Raw genomic sequence first — 23,736 nt, 5'->3', positions numbered from 1 at the left:
ATGGGCTTAACTTATCAAATGAAAATGAAAATTCCTTTTGATATGGCGGACATGAACGGTCATATCAAACTTCCAGATGTGATTTTGCTGTCCCTGCAAGTATCAGGTATGCAGTCGATTGAATTGGGAGTTAGCGACAAGGATATGTTAGAACGTTACAATCTGGTCTGGATTATTACAGACTATGCGATTGACGTGGTTCGCTTGCCTCGCTTTGCTGAGGAGATTACGATTGAAACGGAAGCTTTGAGCTATAATCGTCTCTTTTGCTATCGTCGCTTCACCCTCTACGATGAAGCAGGCCAAGAAATCATTCGCATGGTAGCAACCTTTGTTCTCATGGACAGAGACAGTCGGAAAGTCCATGCTGTCGAACCGGAGATTGTTGCTCCTTACCAGTCTGAGTTTGATAAAAAACTGATCCGTGGGCCAAAGTACGCAAATCTAGAAGATCCAATCAGTAAAGGCTACCATGTTCGTTTTTACGACTTGGATATGAATGGTCATGTTAATAATAGTAAATACCTAGACTGGATTTTTGAGGTCATGGGAGCAGACTTTTTGACCAAGTATATTCCAAAGGAAATCAATCTCAAATATGTCAAAGAAGTGCGACCAGGTGGTATGATTGCTTCAGCATATGAACTCAAGGGACTAGAAAGCAAGCATCAGATCATCAGTGATGGCGAGATCAATGCCCAAGCTATGATTACATGGCAAGAAATTGAAGGCAATTAGAAAGGACTATATGGCTTATAAAGGTTATTTAATTGATTTAGACGGAACCATTTACAAGGGGAAAGACCGAATTCCCGCGGGTGAGGCTTTTGTGCATGAATTGCAAAAGCGAGAAATTCCCTATCTCTTTGTGACTAATAATACAACTCGAACTCCTGAGAGCGTTCAAGAGATGTTGGCTCAGAATTTTAATATCGACACGCCTCTTTCAACTGTCTACACGGCAACTCTAGCAACCATTGACTATATGAATGACTTGGGACTGGAAAAGACAGTCTATGTCATCGGTGAAGCAGGGCTCAAGGATGCCATTCAGGCGGCTGGTTATGTCGAAGACAAGGAAAATCCTGCCTATGTGGTAGTTGGACTGGACTGGCAAGTCGACTATGAAAAATTTGCGACAGCTACACTAGCTATTCAAAAAGGTGCTCATTTTATCGGAACTAATCCAGACCTCAATATTCCGACGGAACGTGGCCTTTTGCCTGGTGCTGGTTCATTGATAACCCTTCTTGAAGTGGCAACTCGGGTAAAACCAGTTTACATTGGGAAACCGAATGCTATCATTATGGATAAGGCAGTTGAGCACTTAGGTTTGAAAAGAGAAGACTTGCTCATGGTTGGAGACAACTACCTGACAGATATCCGAGCAGGGATTGATAATGGTATTCCGACGCTTTTAGTGACAACAGGTTTCACCAAAGCAGAAGAAGTGGCTGATCTGCCTATCGCACCAACTCATGTAGTTTCTAGCCTTGCGGAGTGGAATTTTGATGAAAACTAAACTGACCTTTTGGGGAAGTATGCTCTTTCTCCTCTCCCTTTCTATCCTACTGACTATTTATCTGGCTTGGATTTTCTATCCTTTGGAGATTCAGTGGCTGAACTTAGCGGATCGAGTCTATCTAAAATCCGAAACCATTCAGTACAACTTTCAAATTTTGATGAATTACCTGACCAATCCCTTTAGTCAGGTCTTAGAGATGCCTGATTTTCGTTCGTCAGTAGCAGGTCTGCACCACTTTGCGGTGGTGAAGAACCTCTTTCACTTGGTTCAGCTAGTCACGTTGGTGACACTGCCAAGTTTCTATTTCTTTGTTAAAAATATTGTAAAAAAAGGCTTCCTAGCACTCTATCGTAAAAGTATCCTGACTTTATTAGTTTTACCTTTGGTCATTGGACTTGTGGGAGTGTTGATTGGGTTCGAGCAATTTTTTACGCTTTTCCATCAGATTCTCTTTGTAGGAGATGATACTTGGCTTTTTGATCCAGCAAAGGATCGAGTTATTCTGATTTTACCAGAGACCTTCTTCCTCCATGCTTTCCTTCTCTTCTTTGGACTCTATGAAAGTTTCTTTGGCTTCCTTTATTTGAAAAGTCGTAGAATACTTTAATGTGTTGCATTGATAAAACAGTGATGAAGTTAAAAATTCTTACGAGGAGTGAATTAACTTCATTGGAATTGAGTAATTCGTTCGCATACAGTCTATTTTTCTAGAAAAAAATAGGCTTTTTTCTAGAAATTGCTAGTCAAGCGCTTTATTTTTTTGTATAATAAGAATAGCAAAGTATAGATAAAGAAGAGAAAAGCATGATTACACTATTTTTATCACCGAGCTGTACATCATGTCGTAAGGCAAAGGCCTGGTTAGAGACGCATAAAGTTCCTTTTGAGGAGCACAATATTATGACCAGTCCTTTAACAAGAAAAGAATTACAACATATTCTTTCCTTGACCGAAAATGGTACTGATGACATCATTTCAACTCGTTCAAAAATTTTCCAAAAATTGGATATTGATGTAGAGAGTATTTCGGTATCGGAGTTGCTTCAGTTGATTGAGCAATATCCTAGTCTTTTGCGTCGCCCAATTATTATTGATACCAAACGCATGCAGATCGGTTTTAATGAAGATGAGATTCGTGCTTTTCTCCCTCGTAGTTACCGTAAACAAGAATTGAAAGAAGCAACATTGAGAGCTGGTATAGGATAGATGAACAAACAGTATAGTTACCCACTAGATTTGTCGTGGAGCACTGAAGAACTTGCTTCAGTGCTTTCTTTTTTTAATGATGTTGAAGCTGCCTATGAAGACAAGGTAGAAGCAAAAAAGCTACTAGATTCCTACAAGAAATTTAAGTCTGTGGTTCCAAGCAAAAGCGAAGAAAAGCGCCTAGGTCGTGAATTTGAGACGGCTAGCGGTTATTCCTTCTATCATGCAGTTCAATTAGCAAAAGAAAAAAGAGAAGGGAAGATTTCTCTTGGAAACTAAATTTGAATTTGCCAAGCAGATTGTGCAGGAAGCTGCTGAGTACATTTTGGCTCACATGCAAGAAGATTTGCAGGTCGAGCGAAAGTCTTCACCTACAGACTTGGTGACGCGTTTGGATAAGGAGGTTCAGGATCTCTTAGTTCAGAGAATTTTGGCATCTTATCCAGAAGACTTGATTTGCGCGGAAGAGGGCTGTTTACGTGCTGCAGTCGGTCAAGGTTCCGTCTGGGTGATTGATCCCATTGACGGCACTAATAACTTTGTCGCCCAAAAGGAAGATTTTGCCGTGATGTTGGCTTATTTTGAAAATGGGGTTGGCAAATTTGGCATCATCTATGATGTCATGAAAGGTGATTGTTACCATGGTGGTGGTGCCTTTCCTCCTTGCCGCAATAATGAGCCCTTACCGCCTTTTAAAAAGAAACCTCTTCAAGAATTTTTAGTTGCCGGCAACTCAGGTATGTTTGAAAGCAATGAGTGGGGATTGGGTGATTTGGGTCGAGCAGCGTTGGGTGTCCGTGTCTACGGCAGTGCGGCCATTAGTTTTGCCAAGGTTTTATCAGGTCGTCTTCTGACTTATATTACCTATCTGCAGCCATGGGATTACGCTTCGGCCAGTATCTTAGGGGAAAGTCTGGGTTATCGCCTTCTTACGGTATCGGGTGAGCCCGCTGATTTTAAAACGCGTCAGCCTGTCATGATGGTGCCAATCGAGATGCAAGAAGAGATTCAGTCTTATATCTACGAAAGGAAAGAGAACTAAATGCAATTTCCAGAAGGATTTGTTGAAAAATATGAAGCGATACTAGAAGACGAGGCAAGAGACTTTCTTGCCTCTTTTAAACAAGAAGCAGTTTCGGCTTTTCGGGTCAATCCCTTAAAAGAAAGTCAGTTATCGTTTGCAGATGCTATTCCCCATACACCTTGGGGGTATTATGGTAAGGTTTCTGGAAAGTCACCAGAGCATGTGACCGGTCTCGTTTATTCGCAAGAGCCTGCAGCCCAAATGGTGGCCCAGGTGGCTCAACCAAGTCCTGGTATGAAGGTCTTAGACTTGGCGGCAGCACCAGGTGGAAAATCCACTCAACTAGCAGCTTATCTGGCTAATCAAGGAGTCCTTGTCTCCAACGAAATTTCAAGTAAGCGTGCTAAGATTTTAGTGGAAAATATGGAGCGATTTGGAGCGACAAATGTTGTCGTAACCAATGAATCTGCTGACCGCTTAGCCAAGGTCTTTAAAGGTTATTTTGATGTGATTGTCCTTGATGCACCTTGCTCGGGTGAAGGGATGTTCCGTAAGCAGCCAGATGCCATGGATTATTGGAGTACCGAATATCCTAGTCAATGTGCCAGTCTCCAAAGGGAAATTTTAGAAGATGCCGTGACCATGCTTGCAGAAGGTGGTCGTTTGGTCTATTCGACCTGTACTTGGGCACCTGAGGAAAATGAAGAAATCGTCCACTGGTTGCTGGATACTTATGATTTTGAACTGCTTCCAGTTGATCATGTAAATGGCATGGTAGCAGGAATTGATCTTCCTGAAACGGCTCGGATGTACCCTCATCATTTCAAGGGAGAAGGTCAGTTTGTTGCCCACCTGCAGTTTAAGGGACAAAATCCGGCATCTAAATTCAAAGCCAGCAAGACCAATCTAAGTCGCGAACAGCAGAACTTGTGGCAAGAATTTGCCCAAAAACACTTGCGGGTCAATCTAGCTGGTATCTTGCAAACTTTTGGAGACCAACTTTATCTCTTGCCAGAGATGCTACCTGATCTAGGGAAACTCAAAATTGCTAGAAATGGCCTCCATCTGGGTACTTTTAAGAAGAAACGCTTCGAACCAAGCTTTGCTCTGGGATTAGCCTTAAAACCAAGTCAAGTTTTGCAAACAGTCGAAATCAAGGATGAGGACTTTGTCAAATATGTGGCTGGGGAGACAGTTCAGCTAGCTGAAAGTCTATCAAATGGCTGGTATCAAGTCCTTGTTCATGGAAACGGATTAGGCTTTGCCAAGGTAACAGGAAATGTTTTAAAAAATTATTATCCAAAAGGGCTCAGATTCAGGTGAAAAAGCTAGTCAAAGAGCTTATTCTATGTTATATTGGAAGTATGAGTTTTTTCTGATAGCCTTTCATTTTTACTTATATTATGTGATGAACTGACTGGTCCTCAAGGGGGCTTCCAGCCTATAAATCGTAAACGAAATCTTATCATCACTGATTGACGTGATAGGAACAGAAAGAAATCAGAACATTCATCATTATGTTCAAGGAGAAAAACAGTGAAAAAAAGAAAAAAGCTCGTCCTATCTCTTGCGACTCTTTTGCTTGTAGGTTTTCTAGCCGGATGTGCAAGCTGGATTGATCGTGGAGAAACCATGACAGCCGTCGGTTCAACTGCCCTTCAGCCTCTGGTCGAAGCCGCAGCAGACGAATTTGGTTCAAAAAATATCGGAAAAACAGTTAATGTTCAAGGTGGAGGATCGGGTACAGGACTTTCCCAAGTCCAGTCTGGAGCAGTTGACATCGGGAACTCTGACGTCTTTGCAGAGGAAAAAGAAGGAATCGATGCTTCAGCCCTAGTAGACCACAAGGTTGCAGTGGCTGGTCTTGCAGTGATTGTGAACAAAGAAGTGGCTGTTGAAAATCTCACAACCGAGCAACTTCGCAAAATCTTTACAGGTGAAGTGACCAACTGGAAAGAAGTTGGGGGCAAAGACTTAGCTATTTCGATCATCAACCGAGCGGCAAGTTCTGGTTCACGAGCAACCTTTGACAATGTCGTAATGAATGGTCAGGCTGCAATGCAGAGCCAAGAGCAGGATTCTAACGGGATGGTCAAGTCGATTGTCTCCCAAACCCCTGGAGCCATTTCTTATCTTGCCTTTGCTTATGTAGATGACTCGGTCAAGACCATGAAGCTCAATGGTTATGAGCCTACGTCTGAAAATGTAACGACCAACAACTGGCCTTTGTGGTCTTATGAACATATGTACACACTTGGTCAGCCAAATGAGTTAGCTGCTGAATTCCTGAATTTCGTCCTCTCAGATGAAGCCCAAAATGGAATTGTTAAGGGCATGGGCTATATCTCTATCAATGAAATGAAAGTCCAAAAGGATGCTTCAGGTACCGTTACAGCAGTAGAAGGAGGTCAATAATGAATCAAGAAGAATTATCAAAAAAATTACTCTCTCCTTCAAAGAACTCTCGTCTTGAGAAGTTTGGTAAAGGTTTGACCTTCACCTGCCTTTCTTTGATTGTCATCATTGTGGCCATGATTTTGATTTTTGTAGCCCAAAAAGGCTTATCGACCTTCTTTGTCAATGGAGTGAACATCTTTGATTTCCTCTTTGGACAAACTTGGAATCCTTCAGGGAAACAATTTGGTGCCCTTCCGATGATTTTAGGTTCCTTTATTGTGACGATTTTATCGGCCCTCATCGCAACACCCTTTGCTATCGGTGCTGCAGTCTTTATGACAGAAGTTTCACCAAAGGGTGCAAAAATCTTGCAACCGGCTATTGAACTTCTCGTTGGTATTCCCTCAGTCGTCTATGGATTTATCGGTTTGCAAGTTGTGGTGCCTTTTGTTCGTAGCGTCTTTGGTGGAACTGGTTTTGGGATCTTGTCAGGGATTTTCGTTCTCTTTGTCATGATCCTANCAACTGTAACCTTTATGACAACAGACAGCTTGCGTGCTGTTCCTCGTCATTACCGTGAAGCTAGTTTAGCTATGGGAGCCACTCGTTGGCAAACCATCTGGCGTGTGACCTTGAAAGCAGCGCGTTCAGGTATTTTCACTGCAGTGGTCTTTGGGATGGCGCGTGCCTTCGGTGAAGCCCTTGCTATTCAGATGGTGGTCGGAAACTCAGCAGTTATCCCAACCTCGTTAACAACACCAGCTGCGACCTTGACATCTGTATTGACTATGGGTATCGGAAATACCGTCATGGGAACGGTTGATAATAACGTTCTCTGGTCACTGGCCTTAGTCTTGCTCTTGATGAGTTTGGCCTTTAACAGTGTGATTAAATTGATTGCGAAAGAAAGAGGAAAGAAAAACTATGCACGCTAAGAAATTAGATAAACTTGCAACAGCTGTCCTCTATACCATCGCGGGTATCATCGTTGCCATCTTGGCATCCTTGATTCTCTATATCTTGGTGAGAGGGTTACCACATATCTCTTGGTCCTTCTTGACAGGGAAATCCTCCTCTTATCAAGCAGGTGGGGGTATCGGGATTCAGCTCTACAATTCCTTCTTCCTTTTGGTCATTACCTTGATCATTTCTGTTCCCCTGTCTATGGGAGCTGGCGTTTTCCTCGCTGAGTATGCCAAAAAAGGACCTGTGACCAATTTTATTCGTACCTGTATTGAGATTTTGTCTTCTCTACCATCAGTTGTTGTGGGTCTCTTTGGTTACTTGATCTTTGTAGTCCAGTTTGAGTATGGATTTTCAATCATTTCAGGTGCCTTGGCCTTGACGGTCTTTAACCTCCCTCAGATGACTCGAAATGTTGAGGACAGTTTAAAACACGTTCACCATACGCAACGTGAGGCTGGTCTGGCCCTTGGAATTTCTCGTTGGGAGACTGTGGTCCATGTCGTCATTCCAGAAGCTCTTCCAGGTATCGTAACGGGTGTTGTCTTGGCATCTGGCCGTATCTTTGGTGAGGCCGCCGCTCTTATCTATACGGCAGGACAATCCGCTCCAGCACTTGACTGGTCTAACTGGAATATCCTCAGTGTTACCAGTCCTATCTCAATCTTCCGTCAAGCAGAAACCTTGGCTGTCCACATCTGGAAGGTCAATAGCGAAGGAACCATTCCTGATGCTACCATCGTATCAGCTGGTTCTGCTGCCGTGCTCCTCATCTTTATCTTGATTTTTAACTTTGGAGCACGCAAACTCGGAAGCTATTTACACAAGAAATTAACCGCTGCCTAAAGGAGAAGCCATGTCAAAATATAACTGGGATGAAAAGCATATCATCACCTTCCCTGAAGAAAAAGTGGCCCTCTCTACCAAGGATTTACATGTTTACTACGGTAAAAATGAATCCATCAAGGGCATCGATATGCAATTTAAAAAAAATAAAATTACAGCCTTGATTGGTCCTTCTGGATCAGGGAAATCTACTTATCTTCGCAGTCTCAATCGGATGAATGATACCATTGATATTGCCAAGGTCACAGGGCAAATCCTTTACCAAGGAATTGACGTCAATCGTCCTGAAATCAATGTCTATGAGATGCGCAAGCATATCGGAATGGTCTTTCAACGTCCAAATCCATTTGCCAAGTCTATTTACCGCAACATTACTTTTGCTCATGAACGTGCAGGTGTTAAGGACAAGAAAGTACTTGATGAAATTGTAGAAACCTNTCTCCGACAGGCTGCCCTTTGGGATCAGGTCAAAGACGACCTCCACAAATCAGCCTTGATGCTTTCTGGTGGTCAGCAACAACGTCTCTGTATCGCTCGTGCCATCTCTGTCAAGCCAGATATCCTCTTGATGGATGAACCTGCTTCAGCCTTGGATCCGATTGCGACAGCCCAGCTGGAAGAAACCATGTTGGAATTGAAGAAGGATTTTACCATCATCATCGTTACCCACAGTATGCAGCAGGCTGCGCGTGCAAGTGACTACACAGGATTTTTCTACTTGGGTGATTTGATTGAGTATGATAAGACATCCAATATTTTCCAAAATGCTAAGTTACAGTCAACCAATGACTATGTAACGGGACACTTTGGTTAGAAAGGAAACGGTATGTCAGAAGCGATTTTACAGGTGTCAGACCTGTCCGTTTATTACAATAAAAAGAAGGCCTTGAATAGTGTTTCCCTTTCTTTCCAACCTAAGGAAATAACAGCCTTGATTGGTCCCTCTGGATCAGGAAAGTCCACCCTACTCAAGGCCATCAACCGCATGGGCGATCTAAATCCTGAGGTGACAACAACGGGATCAGTAGTCTATAATGGTCACAATATCTACAGCCCCCGTACTGATACGGTTGAATTGCGTAAGGAAATCGGTATGGTCTTTCAACAGCCCAATCCCTTCCCTATGTCTATCTACGAAAATGTTGTCTATGGGCTACGTATCAATGGAGTCAAGGACAAGCAAGTCCTTGATGAAGCAGTAGAAAAGGCCTTGCAACGTGCTTCTATCTGGGATGAAGTAAAGGATCGTTTGCATGATTCGGCCATTGGTCTCTCAGGTGGACAACAACAACGTGTTTGTGTTGCTCGTGTCTTAGCAACCAGTCCAAAAATTATCCTCTTAGATGAACCAACATCAGCTTTGGATCCTATTTCTGCAGGTAAGATTGAGGAAACCTTGTATGGTCTGAAGGATAAATACACCATGCTCTTGGTAACGCGTTCGATGCAACAAGCCTCTCGTATCTCTGACAAGACAGGATTTTTCCTAGATGGGGATTTGATCGAGTTTAACGATACGAAGAAGATGTTCCTAGACCCACAAAACAAGGAAACAGAAGATTATATTACAGGAAAATTTGGATAAGGAGTTGAATGATGTTACGATCTCAATTTGAAGAAGATTTAGAGAAATTGCACAACCAGTTCTATGCTATGGGACAGGAAGTGCTCTCGCAGATCAATCGTACAGTGCGTGCCTTTGTTACGCATGACCGTGATTTGGCAAAAGAAGTCATCGAAGACGATGCAGAAGTAAATGAATATGAAGTGAAGTTGGAAAAGAAATCATTTGAAATGATTGCTCTCCAACAACCTGTTTCGCAAGACCTTCGTATCGTCTTGACCGTTCTCAAGGCAGTGTCAGACGTGGAACGCATGGGAGATCATGCAGTGTCTATCGCTGAGGCGACCATTCGTATGAAAGGGGAGCAACGTATCCCTTCTGTTGAAGAAGAAATCAAAAAGATGGGACGCGACGTGAAAAACTTCGTTGAAGCAGCCCTAGATCTCTATCTCAACGGTTCTGTGGATCAAGCCTACGAAGTAGCGGCTATGGATGAAAAAATCAACCATTACTTTGATAGCATCCGTGATTTGGCTACAGAAGAAATTAGGAAAAATCCTGAAGCCATCGTTACAGGCCGTGATTACTTCCAGGTCATTTCCTTCTTGGAACGAATCGGAGACTACGCAAAAAATATCTGTGAATGGGTTGTTTACTTTGAAACAGGTAAAATCGTCGAACTATAAGAAACGGATTAAATATTCACTAAAAAGGCTAATCAACTCAGATTAGTCTTTATTTTTGAATAAAAAGGAATTTTTTGAAATGAAAATTCTGAAAATGTTGACAAGTGTTTTCAAATAGGTTATAATTATTCAGAAATAACAGAAAGGTCGTTTATTTATGAAAATTAAGAAATGGATAGTAGTTGTGTGTAGTATGCTTGCCAGCATGATTTTAGTAGCTTGCCAGTCAGGAACAGATAGTTCCCAGTCTGCTGTGGACGCTATTAAACAAAAAGGAAAGCTAGTCGTTGCGACCAGTCCAGACTATGCACCGTTTGAATTCCAAGCCTTGGTAGATGGTAAAAACCAAGTGGTTGGTGCAGATATTGATATGGCTCAAGCGATTGCGAATGAACTTGGAGTTAAACTTGAAATCTCTAGCATGAGTTTTGACAATGTCTTGACCAGTCTTCAAACTGGAAAGGCTGACTTAGCTATTGCTGGTATTAGTGCTACAGATGAGAGAAAGGAAGTCTTTGACTTTTCAATCCCTTACTATGAAAATAAGATGGGCTTCTTGGTTAGAAAAGCCGATTTAGACAAATACAAGGATCTTACAAGCCTCGCAAGTGCCAATATCGCAGCTCAAAAGGGAACTGTTCCAGAAACTATGGTCAAGGAACAATTGCCAAATGCCCAGTTGACATCCTTGACCAATATGGGGGAAGCAGTCAATGAGTTGCAGGCTGGAAAAGTGGATGCTGTTCATATGGATGAACCAGTTGCTCTTAGCTACGCAGGTAAAAACTCAGACCTTGTCGTTGCATCTGTTAACTTGACAATGAAAGATGGCGAAGCCAATGCCGTTGCTATCAAGAAGGATCAATCAGACTTGAAAACAGTAGTAGATAAGGTTATCCAAAAACTGAAAGATGACGGAACCTATCAAACTTATCTTGAAAAGGCAGCGAAACTAACAGAAGTTGAACAATAAAAAGAAAGCAGAGTTGGACTTTAATCCAATTCTGCTTTTATGTATTCTAATAGCTCTTCTAAATTTTCGAGAGAGACTTTGGCAAACTGATAAGGGCAGGCGTCCAAATAAGCCTTCTCAAAAAAGTCTAGTTTGAGTGAGCCGTGTTTCAAACTGGCAATCTTAGGATAGTGTCTCAAATCAAGCAGAAGGCCATCATGTAGAGGATAGTGGGGCAAGGGACAGATGTTTTCTTCAAGCACTTCCTTAATCCGAGCCTGATAGTTCTCTTGAAGGCTCAGTCGAGCCAGTCGGTTTTTTTCAAATAACTGGCTATCGATGTAAAGAGAAAGAGCCTTTTGCATGATGAGATTGCTGTCATAGTCCAGGATATTTTTGTAGGAAACAAAGGCCTCTTTTAGGGCATTTGGGAGAATGAGAGCTGTGATACGGAGAGCTGGAAAGAGACTGGTTGAGAAGGATTTGATATAAATGACCCGATCCTCAGTATCCAGATAGTGGAAGGTTTGGCCCTTTCTAGGATCTAGGTCCCCTAAATAGTCATCCTCTACGATGTAAACACCATACTGGTTTGCTAGATCCAGAATAGCCCTTTTTTCCTGATCAGAATAGGAATGACCTAGGGGATAGTGGAAGCGAGGAATGGTATAGAAAAACTTGATTTTCCCAGATTTGAATTGTTTTTCCAGTTCTTCAAGGTTGATGCCATCAATACGGCGTTCAATGGTCTGGTAGGCTAATCCTTGAGCGACCAAGAGACGATTCATTCGGTGGTAGGTCGGCTGTTCAACTAGAATCTCCGCTCCCTTGCTCGGGAAGTCAATCTGAGAAAGGATAAAGAGAGCTTGCTGGGTGCCAGATGTTAGAACCAGTTGATCGGGTTTGCAGTAGAGGGCTTGGTTGAAAAGAAGTTGATGGACAGATTGTCTGAGTTCCTCAAGGCCTTCTTGGTTGTCATAGTAGTTGAAGAGGTAGTTTTCTCTTCCAATCAGTGTTTCATTGACGCAGAGTCTGAAGTCGTCATAGGCACTGGCATGTTCGTCAGTGACTTCGATTTCTAAGTCTTGGTGCTGTCCTTGTTCTAGAACATAGTAGCCACTCTGGGGTTTGGCATAGAGGTATTGTTCATGGCGTAATTCCAGTAGGGCTCGTTGGATAGTGTCCTTGCTACAGTGGAAGTTTTGGCTCAGTTGACGGATGGAGGGAAGCCGGCTACCTGTTGGAAATTTTCCTGATTCGATCCCCTTTTTTAGAAAGGAAACGACTGCTTGGTATTTACTTTCTTTCTTCATTCCAGACCTCCGTTGATTTTGTTACATTGTACCTTTTTTTTGCCTCCTTTGCAATGGGAAAAGCATTCCCCCTTTCACATCTAGGAGCAAATGTGGTATACTTAGAAAGTATGATGATTCATTGAAAAGAAGATAAGAAAGAGAATGGATAGAAAAGTGCAGGAACCAGTAAAATTATTTCAATACAATACTCTAGGTGCCCTAATGGCAGGTCTCTATGGTGGAACCATGACAGTAGGAGAATTGCTGGAACATGGTGACCTCGGTTTGGGAACATTGGATTCGATTGATGGGGAGTTGATTGTCCTTGATGGCAAGGCTTATCAAGCCAAAGGTTCAGGGGAGCAACCTGAAATTGTAGAAGTCGCACCTGATGCCCTTATCCCATATGCAGCAGTGGTCCCTCATCAGGCAGAAGTGATTTTCCGCCAGCGCTTTGAGATGACGGACAAGGAATTGGAAAAGCGAATTGAGTCCTACTATGATGGGGAAAATCTTTTTCGCTCTATCAAGATTCATGGGGAATTCGCCCACATGCATGTACGGATGATTCCCAAGTCAACAACAGACACCAAGTTTGCTGATGTGGCAACTCACCAACCTGAATATAGCCGTGAAAATATTTCAGGAACCATTGTTGGATTTTGGACACCAGAGATTTTCCATGGGGTCAGCGTGGCGGGCTACCATCTGCATTTTATTTCAGACGATTTGACCTTTGGTGGGCATGTGATGGACTTTGTTATCAAAGAAGGAATGATCGAGGTTGGAGCAGTCGATCAGTTGGACCAACGTTTTCCAGTCCAAGATCGCCAGTATTTATTTGCCAAATTTAACGTTGACGAGATGAAGAAAGACATTGATAAGTCAGAATAGGAGAAGAAGATGACAGTACATATTATCCTTACCATGATCGCTTTGGTTTTAGTCCTAGTAGGTGGGACTTGGTATGCCAAAAAACGTTTTCAGATCTCTCTTGCAGTGATGGGCTTGGGGGCAATCGCATTTTTTGTTTCTTCTCAAGTGTTAGAGAAGATGGTTCACCTTCTGGTACTTCATCCACAAAAAGACGGAACCATTGCGCTCATGCAGGAGCAGCCTTTCCTATATGTTCTTTACGCGATTGCCATGGCGGCCCTCTTTGAGGAAACAGCTCGTCTTGTCTTTTTTAAATGGTTGGAGAAAAAGAGAAAGCTAGAAGATCGAGATGCTTTGGCTTATGGTTTGGGACATGGGGGCTTGGAGATGCTCTATCTCGGAATGGGAAGCTTGATCAGTCTTTTGATTCTCTTTTCACTCATCCAGACTTCAAATACTGATGTAGCCAATCTCCTTCCAAAGTCTACGCTTGAAACGGTTCAGTCTCTTTCTGTATGGCAGATTTATTTACTAGGGATTGAGCGTGTGCTTGCCCTAGTTCTCCAAATTGGTCTTTCCATCTGGGTTTATCAAAGTGTTAGTCAAAAGAAATGGATCTACCTCGTTGCTGCCTATGGTTTGCATGCCTTGTTTGACTTGGCTCCAGCCTTATCTCAGGTGGGATGGATTGCAAATCCGCTTCTAGTTGAGTTTATTCTTCTCGTAGAACTTTTAGCCTTTATCTGGCTGACAAAATCTACATTTTGGAAAAAATCATAAAAAGAGGGGTGACCTCTTTTTATTGTTCTCTGTTAACTCTATGCTCGAAAATAATTTAAAAAATTTTTTATTTTTCTCTTGACATGGAACGCGTTCCAGAATGTACAATGGTATCAAAGGTTGGGAATGCGCATTTAAACCGACCTATCACACGCTAGCGGACAAAGAAGAAAAGAGGACAACATTATGACCATCAAACGTATTTTTTCGGATATGGACGGTACCCTTCTCAATTCTGAGGGCCGCGTTTCTAGCGAGAATAGCAAGGCTATCCGCGATGCTCAGATTCCACTGACTTTGGTTTCTGCTCGAGCTCCAATGGAAATGAGAGAGGCTATCGAAGCACTTCAGCTGACTGGCCCTCAAGTAGGTTTTAACGGTGGATTGATTTATCAGATTTTGGATGGAAAGGTCAAGCCCCTTCATATAGATATTCTCCCTAGAAAGACAGCACAAACTATCTTACAGGCAGTGCGCCAGCATTTTCCACAAATTAGTGTCAGCTATTATGATATGACGAACTGGTATTGTGATAGAATAGATGAAGGGATTCGTCTAGAGTTCAACATCACGCGCCAGGCACCAACACTTACGAACGAGGCTGATTTTCTAGCAGCCAAGGACAATACCTTCAAGATAATGATGATTGCCCTAGATAACGACGATTTATTGGCACTGGAGAAATACTTGCAAGCCCTAGACTTGGGAGAAGTCAGCATTCTCCGATCTGGTCAATATCATCTAGAAATTACCAACAAAACTGCTAAAAAATCAAAAGGTATTGCTTATATTCTCAAAAAAGAAGGTTTAGATAAGAGCCAGACCGCTGCCTTTGGTGATGGGCACAACGATATCCCAATGTTTGAGATGGTGGGTTATCCAATTGTAATGGGCAATGCCTTTCCTGACATCAAAGAGCTGGCTTATAAGGTAACACGCAGCAATGATGAACATGGTGTCGGCTACGGCATTTGTAAATATCTCAAAAAAATCCACTAATCACGTGTTTGGAGGATGTCAATCCTCCTATAGAAAGCAAACAATGACAAATATTCGAAAAATTGCCAAACTGAGTGGTTACTCAGTTTCTAGCGTGTCACGCGTCATCAACAACCATCCTCATGTATCCGAGGAGGCTCGTCAGAAAATCCTGCAAGTCATGGAGGAACTGGACTACCGTCCCAACATTCTAGCTCAGGAGTTAAGTTCAGGTTCGACTCGTCGGGTCGGTGTAGTTATTCCCAACACGACCCTGCACCCTTATTTCAGTCAGTTACTGAACGGGCTTTTGGATGCAGCTATGGATCATAACTATACCTTGCTCATTCTACCTTCTCGTTATGATATAGACTTGGAAAAATATTATCTGGAGCAGCTTCGAGGAAGGGCCTTTGACAGTCTTATTTTCACCTCTCGCAGTGTAGACTTAGAAACCATTGCTTCCTACGCTAAGTATGGCAATATTGTCTGCTGTGAAGAAGTGCAGGACCCCAATCTGAGTAGCGTTTATGTGAGCCGCACCCATGCTTGCAAGACAGCCTTTAATTGGATTAAAGACCAGGGGAAAAGTAAAATTGCTCTGCTATTTACCCGAAAAGACCTAAAAAGTTCCACCTACCGTCTCACTATGGAAGCCTACAAGGAAGTTTTTGGTGAAAAAAAGGAACCTCTGATTTTGGATGGCATTTCCACGGGAGAGGATGCTTATGAGCAAGGGGATAGCCTACTAGAGCAAGATTTAGACTGTATTTTCAGCAACGGAGATGATGTAGCAACTGGTGTGGTTCGCTATTATCATGAGAAAAATCTTGAATTACCTTTGCTGATTGGCCAAGAAAAGCAACTGACAGGAGAGGTACTGGGGATTCCTACCATTGATAACAAATCCTACCAACTCGGTCAGGAAAGCTTCAAGCAAGCTCTCTCTGACGAAAAACGGACCATTATCCTACAATCGGAGTTTATCATACGATGATAAAATAGGCTCAAGCGACAATCGTCACTTGAGACCTATTTTTCTTCTATACAGCATCCGTAAACAAACCATAATGCAGATGCTTAGGCAGGCAATCAAGACCAGACGATACGGATCCAGCCCTGAGCTGGAACTAGCTAGGTGCACCAAGTTACCAGAGAGATAAAAGACAAGTACGCTAACAAGATAGGCAATCCCCTGATAAATATTCCAAATTGTAAAGGGGCTAGGACTTGCTGCCTGGTGTTTGACTAGAGAAATGTAGAGTCCCCATAGAGCTCCCACAGCCCCATTTAATAATCCCCAACCTATGCTCCAAAAGATTGTATAGGATATAGCATCGTGGGGAAGAAAGAAGATCAAAAGAATCACGCATCCCGTTACCAACAGTAAGATTGTGAAAAACAGAGAACGTCTCTTTTCAAAACAAGGACCTGCAAGAGCAAAGGCTAGGACGTTCCCCAGCAAACTCATACTCGAATATAGAGACACGAGGTTGGCGGAAAGGTGCAATACCTGTACCATATAGAGGACATTCATCGTTAAGGTTACATATAAAATCAAACTATCCAAAAGTAGGACACGGACATGGTGCCAGAGCTGTTTTTTCAAAACCTGCCAGTCCATCTGCCTTGTTACTTGATGATTTTGAAACAAGCTATAGTCTGTTTGTAACTGTTTCAAAAGGATAAACTGCATGAACAGACTAGCAAGAGCAATCACCAGTAACCAACGATAATGAAGTGCAGTTAGTTCTTTTCCGATGAAAAAGGAAATAAGAAGGGTATAAAAGCTCGTGACCAGCTGAAACAAACCTAAGTAACTGAGAAATTTTGCGCGGACTTTCTCTTCTGTTAATAATAATATTAAGGGATTCCAAGCCAGACCAAAGCCCAACTCCACGGCTATCTGATATAGAACCAGAAAAAGAGCATAGATAGAAAAAGTCACACTTTCGTAGGGAATCACTACTAATATCCCTAGCAAACACAGTTTAGACAGTATACTCGACCGCATCAGGTCAAGGAGATTTTTCCTCCGCATCAGATAAGACAAGGGAATGCGGACAAGGGCTATAATTGGTAGCATTGTGATAAGCCAGCTATTTTGCAAATCACTAAAATTTAAAATCTGACTCATAAAAAGAATCATGAAGTCACCTGTTATGGTGATGGAAACAATTTGATTACTGAGGTTGAGCCCTACCATACTAGATTGATACGATTTTTTCATTTGTTCTCCTTTCTTGCCTCATTATAAACCAGAGTTTGTCCCTTTTCTAGGAGTTCATGATGAAGAAATATGCACTTATGTTGCAAGGAGAAAGCATTTATGAAACTATGGCACTATTTTAAAGAAACATCTAAGGAATTTTACCTTGAAGAATGTGGGATTGATGATTATTCTAGCTTTCCGTTTTATGACTATACTGTTTTTCAGGATTTTGTCATCCACTGGATTTGTGAAGGGAAAGGCTACCTGCAAGTTGATGGGCAGACCTATTCTTTGGAGAAAAATGATGGTTTTATCCTAAGAAAAGGCCAAAAAGTACGCTATTGGGCAAATCCAGAAGATCCTTGGACCACCTACTGGCTGGGGTTTTCTGGAGACAAATTAAGCGACTATCTCCAAAACACACAAGTTTTTTATGAGTCTGTTTGTCATTTTGATAGTCATTTTCAAAGCAGGGAAATTATTCAAGATATCTGTCACAAAACTGCAGAAAATAGGCAAAAAGAGAGCTGGTACCAGATGCAAGTTTATACCTTCCTTTACTACCTGCAGGAAGAATTTCCAGCAGAAATACTTCTGAATGTCACTCAACTCCCTGTTGAAAAAGCTGCGCTAATTTTACTACAACAGTACAAACAAGACATCTCCATTCAAGACTTGGCATCCCAGGTCGGACTCAGTCGTAGCACCTTGTTTCGTCAGTTTAAGAAACTTTACCATAAATCTCCTCAACAATTTCTCCTTGAAACACGGCTGCTAAAGGCAAGAACACTCTTAACTGACACTGATCTATCTATAAAAGAAATTACCTTGGAAGTCGGCTATCAGGACCAACTAGTCTTTTCAAAAGCTTTTAAACATTTTTTCTCTGTGAGTCCTAATGTAGATAGATTCAATATAAAAAAATTTTTTAAAACAGCATCCTGAAAGTTAGATATCATTCATCTAACTCTTGGGGTGTTTTTCTATAGTCTCCCATTCACGTCAACATCTGTATCTATCATTTGAAAAACATGAGTTGAATTATCAATAGTAATTTTGAGGTCGTCAAATGTCTCTAAAAATGGTATAATGGAATGAATTTTGAAAAAGGAAGAGTGACATGTCAGTAAAAGAAAAAATGCTTGAAATCTTAGAAGGGATTGATATCCGTTTCAAGGAACCCTTGAAGACCTATACCTATACCAAGGTTGGAGGTCGAGCGGATTATCTGGTTTTGCCACGCAATCGCTATGAGATGGCGCGTGTCGTCCAATTTGCCAATCAAGAGAATATTCCTTGGATGGTGCTAGGAAATGCCAGCAATATCATCGTTCGTGAAGGTGGAATCCGTGGTTTTGTCATCTTGTGTGACAAGCTCAATAACGTTTCAGTTGATGGTTACACTATTGAAGCGGAAGCTGGGGCCAACTTGATTGAAACGACACGTATTGCACTTCGTCATAGTTTGACTGGTTTTGAGTTTGCTTGCGGGATTCCAGGGAGCATCGGAGGAGCTGTCTTTATGAATGCGGGTGCATACGGAGGAGAGATTGCTCATATCTTGCAGTCTTGTAAGATTCTGACCAAGGAAGGGGAAATCGAGACCTTGTCAGCCAAGGATTTAGCTTTTGGTTACCGTCATTCTGCCATTCAGGATTCTGGGGCGATTGTCTTGTCAGCTAAATTTGCCCTAGCTCCAGGAAATCACCAGGTTATCAAGCAAGAAATGGATCGCTTGACTCACCTACGTGAACTCAAACAACCTCTAGAGTACCCATCTTGTGGTTCAGTCTTTAAGCGTCCAGTGGGCTATTTTGCAGGTCAGTTGATTTCAGAGGCGGGATTAAAAGGCTATCGTATCGGTGGTGTTGAAGTATCTGAAAAGCATGCAGGTTTTATGGTCAATGTTGCTGACGGTACGGCCAAAGACTACGAGGACTTGATTCAGTCCGTCATCGAAAAAGTCAAGGAACATTCAGGTGTCACTCTTGAGCGAGAAGTCCGAATCTTAGGTGAGAAGGAGTAAGGTTTCGCCAGAATAGCTGCTGCTATGTCAATGGAAAGGGGGTGAAAGCCTATCGGTAGCGAAGATGTATGCAGGTGGTTTTACTCCCTGCAAGAGGTAGTAGCGGCCTGACAGAGCCCTGATCTGTTAATTTATGAAAAAGAAGGAATTTATGCCAATTGAAAAAACCAATTATCGAATTCAAAAACGTCTCTAAAGTTTTTGAAGACAGCAACACCAGGGTTCTCAAAGACATCAACTTTGAGTTGGAAGAAGGGAAATTTTACACCCTTTTAGGCGCATCTGGTTCAGGAAAATCAACTATTCTGAACATCATTGCAGGTTTACTGGATGCGACGACAGGAGATATTTTGCTGGATGGGGTACGGATCAACGACATTCCAACCAACAAGCGAGACGTCCATACGGTCTTTCAATCCTATGCCTTGTTTCCACATATGAATGTGTTTGAAAATGTTGCCTTTCCGCTTCGCTTGCGTAAAATCGACAAGAAAGAAATCGAACAACGCGTAGCGGAAGTTCTTAAGATGGTTCAGTTGGAAGGGTATGAAAAACGTTCCATCCGTAAACTCTCTGGAGGACAACGTCAGCGTGTGGCCATTGCCCGTGCCATTATCAACCAACCCCGTGTGGTCTTGCTGGACGAGCCCTTGTCAGCGCTGGACTTGAAATTGCGAACAGACATGCAGTACGAACTGCGTGAACTGCAACAACGATTGGGAATTACCTTTGTCTTTGTCACTCACGATCAGGAAGAAGCCCTTGCTATGAGTGACTGGATTTTCGTTATGAATGATGGCGAGATTGTTCAGTCTGGAACGCCTGTGGACATCTATGACGAGCCGATCAACCACTTTGTTGCCACCTTTATCGGTGAGTCCAACATCTTGCCAGGAACCATGATTGAGGACTACTTGGTCGAGTTCAATGGCAAACGCTTTGAAGCGGTCGATGGGGGGATGAAGCCAAATGAACCTGTTGAGGTTGTCATTCGTCCAGAGGACTTGCGTATTACTCTTCCTGAAGAAGGCAAGCTCCAAGTCAAGGTTGATACCCAGCTTTTCCGTGGAGTTCACTACGAGATTATTGCCTATGACGAACTCGGAAATGAATGGATGATTCACTCGACTCGTAAGGCCATTGTGGGTGAGGAAATTGGTCTGGACTTTGAACCAGAAGATATCCACATCATGCGTCTCAACGAAACCGAAGAAGAATTCGATGCTCGTATCGAGGAGTACGTAGAAATCGAAGAGCAAGAAGCAGGTCTGATTAACGCGATCGAGGAGGAAAGAGATGAAGAAAACAACCTCTAAACTCTTTGTAGTGCCCTACATGCTTTGGATTGCCCTCTTTGTTCTCGCACCCTTGGTCTTGATTTTTGGACAATCCTTTTTCAACATCGAAGGGCAGTTTAGTTTAGAAAACTATAAATCCTACTTTGCGTCACAAAATCTGACCTATCTCAAAATGAGTTTCAACTCTGTGCTCTATGCGGGGATTGTGACCTTGGTAACACTGCTCATCAGCTATCCAACAGCACTCTTTTTGACCCGTCTCAAGCACCGTCAACTCTGGCTCATGTTGATTATCCTGCCAACCTGGATTAATCTGCTCCTCAAGGCCTATGCCTTTATCGGGATTTTTGGTCAAAATGGCTCTATTAACCAATTCTTGGAATTTATCGGAATCGGTTCGCAGCAGTTGCTCTTTACGGATTTCTCCTTTATCTTTGTCGCAAGCTACATCGAGCTTCCTTTTATGATTTTGCCGATTTTCAATGTCTTGGATGATATGGACAATAATCTCATCAATGCCAGTTATGACCTCGGTGCGACCAAGTGGGAGACCTTCCGCCATGTCATCTTCCCTCTGTCTATGAATGGAGTGAGAAGTGGTGTCCAATCAGTCTTTATCCCAAGTTTGAGTCTCTTCATGCTGACTCGTTTGATTGGTGGGAACCGCGTTATCACCTTGGGGACAGCCATTGAGCAGAACTTCCTAACCAATGACAACTACGGTATGGGTTCTACCATCGGTGTAATCCTCATCCTGACCATGTTCATCACCATGTGGGTGACCAAGGAAAGGAGAGAACGATGAAAAAATTTGCCAATCTCTACCTAGCCTTTGTCTTTATCATCCTTTATTTGCCGATTTTTTACTTGATTGGCTATGCCTTTAATGCAGGGGATGATATGAACAGCTTTACTGGTTTTAGCTTGAGCCATTTTAAAACCATGTTTGGTGATGGCCGTCTCATGTTGATCCTCACCCAAACCTTTTTCTTGGCCTTCCTATCGGCCTTGATAGCGACCATTATCGGGACTTTCGGTGCTATTTACATCTACCAGTCACGAAAGAAATACCAAGAAGCCTTTCTATCACTCAATAATATCCTCATGGTTGCGCCTGACGTTATGATTGGTGCCAGCTTCTTGATTCTCTTTACCCAGCTTAAATTTTCACTTGGCTTTTTGACGGTTCTATCTAGTCACGTGGCTTTTTCGATTCCTATCGTAGTCTTGATGGTCTTGCCTCGTCTCAAGGAGATGAATGATGACATGATTCATGCGGCTTATGACCTTGGTGCCAGCCAGTTTCAGATGTTCAAGGAAATCATGCTTCCTTACCTGACTCCGTCTATCATTGCAGGTTATTTCATGGCCTTCACCTATTCGCTAGATGACTTTGCTGTGACCTTCTTTGTCACAGGGAATGGCTTTTCAACCCTGTCAGTCGAGATTTACTCTCGTGCTCGTAAGGGGATTTCCCTAGAAATCAATGCCCTGTCTGCCCTTGTCTTTCTCTTTAGTATTATCCTAGTTGTTGGCTATTACTTTATCTCACGTGAGAAGGAGGAGCAAGCATGAAAAAACTCTATTCATTTTTAGCAGGAATTGTAGCGATTATCCTTGTCTTGTGGGGGATTGCGACTCATTTAGATAGTAAAATCAACAGCCGAGATAGTCAAAAACTGGTTATTTACAACTGGGGGGACTACATTGATCCCGAACTTTTGGAGCAATTTACCGAAGAAACAGGGATTCAAGTTCAGTATGAGACCTTTGACTCCAACGAAGCCATGTATACCAAGATCAAGCAGGGTGGAACTACCTATGATATTGCCATCCCGAGTGAGTACATGATCAACAAGATGAAGGATGAGGACCTCTTGGTTCCACTCGATTATTCAAAAATTGAAGGAATCGAAAATATCGGACCTGAGTTCCTCAACCAGTCTTTTGACCCGGGCAATAAATTCTCCATTCCTTATTTCTGGGGGACCTTGGGAATTGTTTACAATGAAACCATGGTAGATGAGGCGCCTGAGCATTGGGATGACCTCTGGAAACCAGAATACAAGGATTCCATCATGCTCTTTGATGGGGCGCGTGAGGTGCTGGGACTGGGTCTTAACTCGCTTGGTTACAGCCTCAACTCCAAGGATCCTCAGCAGTTGGAAGAGACAGTGGATAAGCTCTACAAATTGACTCCAAATATCAAGGCCATCGTTGCCGACGAGATGAAGGGTTACATGATTCAGAACAACGCGGCCATCGGCGTGACCTTCTCTGGGGAAGCCAGCCAGATGTTGGAGAAAAATCCTAACCTCAAGTATGTCGTTCCGACTGAGGCCAGCAATCTCTGGTTTGATAACATGGTCATTCCAAAAACTGTGAAAAACCAAGATGCAGCCTACGCCTTTATCAACTTTATGTTGAAACCCGACAATGCTCTGAAAAATGCAGAGTATGTCGGCTATGCAACACCAAATAACACAGCCAAGGAACTGCTCCCAGAGGAGACCAAGGAAGACAAGGCCTTCTATCCAGACGCTGATACCATGAAAAACCTGGAAGTTTATGAGAAGTTTGACCATAAATGGACAGGCAAATATAGCGATCTCTTCCTACAGTTTAAAATGTATCGGAAGTAGGAATTAAATGTAAGAAACGAATCAGTTAAGCTGGTTCGTTTTTTTGGTTTCTTAAAAAATTTATATTTGTAATTGACAAAAGCAATTTTAGTGATAAAATAGTATCCTTTATACATTTAGGAGGAATAAAAAAGGTATGTGATTAATTTGGTATTCAGAAATGAAAACTCTTACAAAATATGGTATACTAATAGTAGTTTTCAATAGGTTATATCTAGTGCTTGTTATAGGTTTACATACAAGATATGGGGTATAGATACCTATCTACCTCGAGAGGGGCCGGAAACAAGAGTTCCATGAATCTTGAGCAAGGACGTGAGCAAGTATAGATACCTATCTACCTTGATAGGGGTCGGAAACTAATTGAATACCGGTTGGAAACTTGTTCCACCACGACCAGTATAGAATCATATTTACCTCGGTAGGGGCCGGAAACTCATAAGCGTACTTGTACGCACCACCAATC

26 protein-coding genes are annotated in these 23,736 nt (G+C 42.4%); 24 read left to right on the top strand and 2 right to left on the bottom strand.

Annotated features, from left to right (window positions below):
* The 14 genes from D8805_RS02335 (at position 1) to D8805_RS02270 (ending at position 11,184) form a co-directional block, all read left to right on the top strand.
* The gene (locus D8805_RS02335; protein WP_125415291.1) at positions 1 to 738 is read left to right on the top strand and encodes an acyl-[acyl-carrier-protein] thioesterase; all 738 of its coding nucleotides are present in this window, start codon (positions 1 to 3) and stop codon (positions 736 to 738) included.
* A gap of 10 nt (positions 739 to 748) precedes the next feature.
* Positions 749 to 1,522: a TIGR01457 family HAD-type hydrolase gene (locus D8805_RS02330; RefSeq protein ID WP_125415290.1), complete on the top strand. Its 774-nt coding sequence runs from the start codon at positions 749 to 751 to the stop codon at positions 1,520 to 1,522.
* Complete coding sequence (locus tag D8805_RS02325; RefSeq protein ID WP_125415289.1) at positions 1,512 to 2,132, top strand: TIGR01906 family membrane protein; 621 nt, start codon at positions 1,512 to 1,514, stop codon at positions 2,130 to 2,132. The genes D8805_RS02330 and D8805_RS02325 overlap by 11 nt, the downstream gene beginning before the upstream one ends.
* 197 nt (positions 2,133 to 2,329) lie before the next feature.
* Positions 2,330 to 2,731, top strand: a complete 402-nt coding sequence (locus D8805_RS02320; protein WP_004246303.1) for a Spx/MgsR family RNA polymerase-binding regulatory protein — start codon at positions 2,330 to 2,332, stop codon at positions 2,729 to 2,731.
* Positions 2,732 to 3,010, top strand: coding sequence for a UPF0223 family protein (locus tag D8805_RS02315; protein ID WP_001041963.1), 279 nt, complete (start codon positions 2,732 to 2,734; stop codon positions 3,008 to 3,010).
* Positions 3,000 to 3,773, top strand: coding sequence for an inositol monophosphatase family protein (locus D8805_RS02310; RefSeq protein WP_125415288.1), 774 nt, complete (start codon positions 3,000 to 3,002; stop codon positions 3,771 to 3,773). The genes D8805_RS02315 and D8805_RS02310 overlap by 11 nt, the downstream gene beginning before the upstream one ends.
* Positions 3,774 to 5,078 carry an RsmF rRNA methyltransferase first C-terminal domain-containing protein gene (locus tag D8805_RS02305; RefSeq protein ID WP_125415287.1) on the top strand — a complete coding sequence of 435 codons (1,305 nt, stop codon included), beginning with the start codon at positions 3,774 to 3,776 and terminating at the stop codon, positions 5,076 to 5,078. It begins immediately after the preceding gene.
* Between the two features lie 213 nt (positions 5,079 to 5,291).
* Positions 5,292 to 6,170 (top strand): phosphate ABC transporter substrate-binding protein PstS, encoded by an 879-nt coding sequence (locus tag D8805_RS02300; protein ID WP_125415286.1) that lies wholly within the window; start codon positions 5,292 to 5,294, stop codon positions 6,168 to 6,170.
* Entirely contained in the window at positions 6,170 to 7,087 is a 918-nt protein-coding gene (gene pstC, locus D8805_RS02295) for a phosphate ABC transporter permease subunit PstC (RefSeq protein ID WP_125415285.1), read from the top strand. The genes D8805_RS02300 and pstC overlap by 1 nt, the downstream gene beginning before the upstream one ends.
* Entirely contained in the window at positions 7,077 to 7,961 is an 885-nt protein-coding gene (pstA, locus tag D8805_RS02290; RefSeq protein ID WP_000543050.1) for a phosphate ABC transporter permease PstA, read from the top strand. Before pstC ends, pstA begins: the two co-directional genes overlap by 11 nt.
* Positions 7,962 to 7,971: 10 nt before the next feature.
* Positions 7,972 to 8,775: a phosphate ABC transporter ATP-binding protein PstB gene (pstB, locus tag D8805_RS02285; protein WP_125415284.1), complete on the top strand. Its 804-nt coding sequence runs from the start codon at positions 7,972 to 7,974 to the stop codon at positions 8,773 to 8,775.
* Between the two features lie 12 nt (positions 8,776 to 8,787).
* Positions 8,788 to 9,546 carry a phosphate ABC transporter ATP-binding protein PstB gene (gene pstB, locus D8805_RS02280; RefSeq protein ID WP_001287329.1) on the top strand — a complete coding sequence of 253 codons (759 nt, stop codon included), beginning with the start codon at positions 8,788 to 8,790 and terminating at the stop codon, positions 9,544 to 9,546.
* Between the two features lie 11 nt (positions 9,547 to 9,557).
* Positions 9,558 to 10,211, top strand: a complete 654-nt coding sequence (gene phoU / locus D8805_RS02275; protein WP_125415283.1) for a phosphate signaling complex protein PhoU — start codon at positions 9,558 to 9,560, stop codon at positions 10,209 to 10,211.
* A gap of 157 nt (positions 10,212 to 10,368) precedes the next feature.
* Positions 10,369 to 11,184, top strand: a complete 816-nt coding sequence (locus tag D8805_RS02270) for an ABC transporter substrate-binding protein (protein WP_125415282.1) — start codon at positions 10,369 to 10,371, stop codon at positions 11,182 to 11,184.
* Positions 11,185 to 11,204: 20 nt separating this feature from the next.
* Here the strand turns inward: D8805_RS02270 and D8805_RS02265 are convergent, their stop codons facing one another.
* Positions 11,205 to 12,476: an aminotransferase-like domain-containing protein gene (locus tag D8805_RS02265; protein ID WP_125415281.1), complete on the bottom strand. Its 1,272-nt coding sequence runs from the start codon at positions 12,474 to 12,476 to the stop codon at positions 11,205 to 11,207.
* Between the two features lie 144 nt (positions 12,477 to 12,620).
* On the opposite strand from D8805_RS02265, the gene budA reads away from it, so the two are divergent.
* The 4 genes from budA to D8805_RS02245 all read left to right on the top strand — a co-directional run bounded on the left by budA (position 12,621) and on the right by D8805_RS02245 (position 16,089).
* Positions 12,621 to 13,352 carry an acetolactate decarboxylase gene (gene budA, locus D8805_RS02260; RefSeq protein ID WP_125415280.1) on the top strand — a complete coding sequence of 244 codons (732 nt, stop codon included), beginning with the start codon at positions 12,621 to 12,623 and terminating at the stop codon, positions 13,350 to 13,352.
* A gap of 9 nt (positions 13,353 to 13,361) precedes the next feature.
* A complete protein-coding gene (locus D8805_RS02255; protein ID WP_125415279.1) occupies positions 13,362 to 14,114 on the top strand; it encodes a YhfC family intramembrane metalloprotease in 753 nt (250 codons plus the stop codon).
* Positions 14,115 to 14,300: 186 nt separating this feature from the next.
* Positions 14,301 to 15,113 carry a Cof-type HAD-IIB family hydrolase gene (locus tag D8805_RS02250; protein WP_084976132.1) on the top strand — a complete coding sequence of 271 codons (813 nt, stop codon included), beginning with the start codon at positions 14,301 to 14,303 and terminating at the stop codon, positions 15,111 to 15,113.
* 43 nt (positions 15,114 to 15,156) lie between these two features.
* The gene (locus D8805_RS02245) at positions 15,157 to 16,089 is read left to right on the top strand and encodes a LacI family DNA-binding transcriptional regulator (protein ID WP_084976133.1); all 933 of its coding nucleotides are present in this window, start codon (positions 15,157 to 15,159) and stop codon (positions 16,087 to 16,089) included.
* A 24-nt stretch (positions 16,090 to 16,113) separates the two neighbouring features.
* On the opposite strand, the gene D8805_RS02240 is transcribed toward D8805_RS02245, so the two are convergent.
* Positions 16,114 to 17,322 carry an MFS transporter gene (locus D8805_RS02240; RefSeq protein ID WP_125415278.1) on the bottom strand — a complete coding sequence of 403 codons (1,209 nt, stop codon included), beginning with the start codon at positions 17,320 to 17,322 and terminating at the stop codon, positions 16,114 to 16,116.
* A gap of 99 nt (positions 17,323 to 17,421) precedes the next feature.
* Between D8805_RS02240 and D8805_RS02235 the strand changes: the two genes are divergently transcribed.
* From D8805_RS02235 to D8805_RS02210, 6 genes are all read left to right on the top strand, one after another.
* On the top strand, positions 17,422 to 18,249 hold the full coding sequence (locus D8805_RS02235) for an AraC family transcriptional regulator (RefSeq protein WP_125415277.1): 828 nt from the start codon (positions 17,422 to 17,424) through the stop codon (positions 18,247 to 18,249).
* Positions 18,250 to 18,424: 175 nt separating this feature from the next.
* Positions 18,425 to 19,330 (top strand): UDP-N-acetylmuramate dehydrogenase, encoded by a 906-nt coding sequence (gene murB, locus D8805_RS02230; RefSeq protein WP_185774557.1) that lies wholly within the window; start codon positions 18,425 to 18,427, stop codon positions 19,328 to 19,330.
* Between the two features lie 158 nt (positions 19,331 to 19,488).
* Positions 19,489 to 20,646, top strand: coding sequence for an ABC transporter ATP-binding protein (locus tag D8805_RS02225; RefSeq protein ID WP_125415276.1), 1,158 nt, complete (start codon positions 19,489 to 19,491; stop codon positions 20,644 to 20,646).
* On the top strand, positions 20,627 to 21,433 hold the full coding sequence (locus D8805_RS02220) for an ABC transporter permease (RefSeq protein ID WP_000754114.1): 807 nt from the start codon (positions 20,627 to 20,629) through the stop codon (positions 21,431 to 21,433). The genes D8805_RS02225 and D8805_RS02220 overlap by 20 nt, the downstream gene beginning before the upstream one ends.
* On the top strand, positions 21,430 to 22,203 hold the full coding sequence (locus D8805_RS02215; protein WP_000712716.1) for an ABC transporter permease: 774 nt from the start codon (positions 21,430 to 21,432) through the stop codon (positions 22,201 to 22,203). The genes D8805_RS02220 and D8805_RS02215 overlap by 4 nt, the downstream gene beginning before the upstream one ends.
* The gene (locus tag D8805_RS02210; RefSeq protein ID WP_125415275.1) at positions 22,200 to 23,270 is read left to right on the top strand and encodes an ABC transporter substrate-binding protein; all 1,071 of its coding nucleotides are present in this window, start codon (positions 22,200 to 22,202) and stop codon (positions 23,268 to 23,270) included. The genes D8805_RS02215 and D8805_RS02210 overlap by 4 nt, the downstream gene beginning before the upstream one ends.
* The last annotated feature ends 466 nt before the right edge of the window (positions 23,271 to 23,736 follow it).

It is taken from the genome of Streptococcus oralis subsp. dentisani (assembly GCF_003944205.1).
Taxonomy (GTDB): Bacteria; Bacillota; Bacilli; order Lactobacillales; family Streptococcaceae; genus Streptococcus; species Streptococcus oralis_BH.
This window is presented reverse-complemented; position numbering and strand designations above follow the sequence as displayed.

What these genes read in the sequence shown, in the direction of transcription:
- D8805_RS02335 (WP_125415291.1), top strand. Translation starts at nt 1, where the DNA reads ATGGGCTTAACTTATCAAATGAAAATGAAAATTCCTTTTGATATGGCG.
- D8805_RS02330 (WP_125415290.1), top strand. Translation starts at nt 749, where the DNA reads ATGGCTTATAAAGGTTATTTAATTGATTTAGACGGAACCATTTACAAG.
- D8805_RS02325 (WP_125415289.1), top strand. Translation starts at nt 1,512, where the DNA reads ATGAAAACTAAACTGACCTTTTGGGGAAGTATGCTCTTTCTCCTCTCC.
- D8805_RS02320 (WP_004246303.1), top strand. Translation starts at nt 2,330, where the DNA reads ATGATTACACTATTTTTATCACCGAGCTGTACATCATGTCGTAAGGCA.
- D8805_RS02315 (WP_001041963.1), top strand. Translation starts at nt 2,732, where the DNA reads ATGAACAAACAGTATAGTTACCCACTAGATTTGTCGTGGAGCACTGAA.
- D8805_RS02305 (WP_125415287.1), top strand. Translation starts at nt 3,774, where the DNA reads ATGCAATTTCCAGAAGGATTTGTTGAAAAATATGAAGCGATACTAGAA.
- pstA (WP_000543050.1), top strand. Translation starts at nt 7,077, where the DNA reads ATGCACGCTAAGAAATTAGATAAACTTGCAACAGCTGTCCTCTATACC.
- pstB (WP_001287329.1), top strand. Translation starts at nt 8,788, where the DNA reads ATGTCAGAAGCGATTTTACAGGTGTCAGACCTGTCCGTTTATTACAAT.
- phoU (WP_125415283.1), top strand. Translation starts at nt 9,558, where the DNA reads ATGTTACGATCTCAATTTGAAGAAGATTTAGAGAAATTGCACAACCAG.
- D8805_RS02270 (WP_125415282.1), top strand. Translation starts at nt 10,369, where the DNA reads ATGAAAATTAAGAAATGGATAGTAGTTGTGTGTAGTATGCTTGCCAGC.
- D8805_RS02265 (WP_125415281.1), bottom strand. Translation starts at nt 12,476, where the DNA reads ATGAAGAAAGAAAGTAAATACCAAGCAGTCGTTTCCTTTCTAAAAAAG.
- budA (WP_125415280.1), top strand. Translation starts at nt 12,621, where the DNA reads ATGGATAGAAAAGTGCAGGAACCAGTAAAATTATTTCAATACAATACT.
- D8805_RS02255 (WP_125415279.1), top strand. Translation starts at nt 13,362, where the DNA reads ATGACAGTACATATTATCCTTACCATGATCGCTTTGGTTTTAGTCCTA.
- D8805_RS02250 (WP_084976132.1), top strand. Translation starts at nt 14,301, where the DNA reads ATGACCATCAAACGTATTTTTTCGGATATGGACGGTACCCTTCTCAAT.
- D8805_RS02245 (WP_084976133.1), top strand. Translation starts at nt 15,157, where the DNA reads ATGACAAATATTCGAAAAATTGCCAAACTGAGTGGTTACTCAGTTTCT.
- D8805_RS02240 (WP_125415278.1), bottom strand. Translation starts at nt 17,322, where the DNA reads ATGAAAAAATCGTATCAATCTAGTATGGTAGGGCTCAACCTCAGTAAT.
- D8805_RS02235 (WP_125415277.1), top strand. Translation starts at nt 17,422, where the DNA reads ATGAAACTATGGCACTATTTTAAAGAAACATCTAAGGAATTTTACCTT.
- murB (WP_185774557.1), top strand. Translation starts at nt 18,425, where the DNA reads ATGTCAGTAAAAGAAAAAATGCTTGAAATCTTAGAAGGGATTGATATC.
- D8805_RS02220 (WP_000754114.1), top strand. Translation starts at nt 20,627, where the DNA reads ATGAAGAAAACAACCTCTAAACTCTTTGTAGTGCCCTACATGCTTTGG.
- D8805_RS02215 (WP_000712716.1), top strand. Translation starts at nt 21,430, where the DNA reads ATGAAAAAATTTGCCAATCTCTACCTAGCCTTTGTCTTTATCATCCTT.
- D8805_RS02210 (WP_125415275.1), top strand. Translation starts at nt 22,200, where the DNA reads ATGAAAAAACTCTATTCATTTTTAGCAGGAATTGTAGCGATTATCCTT.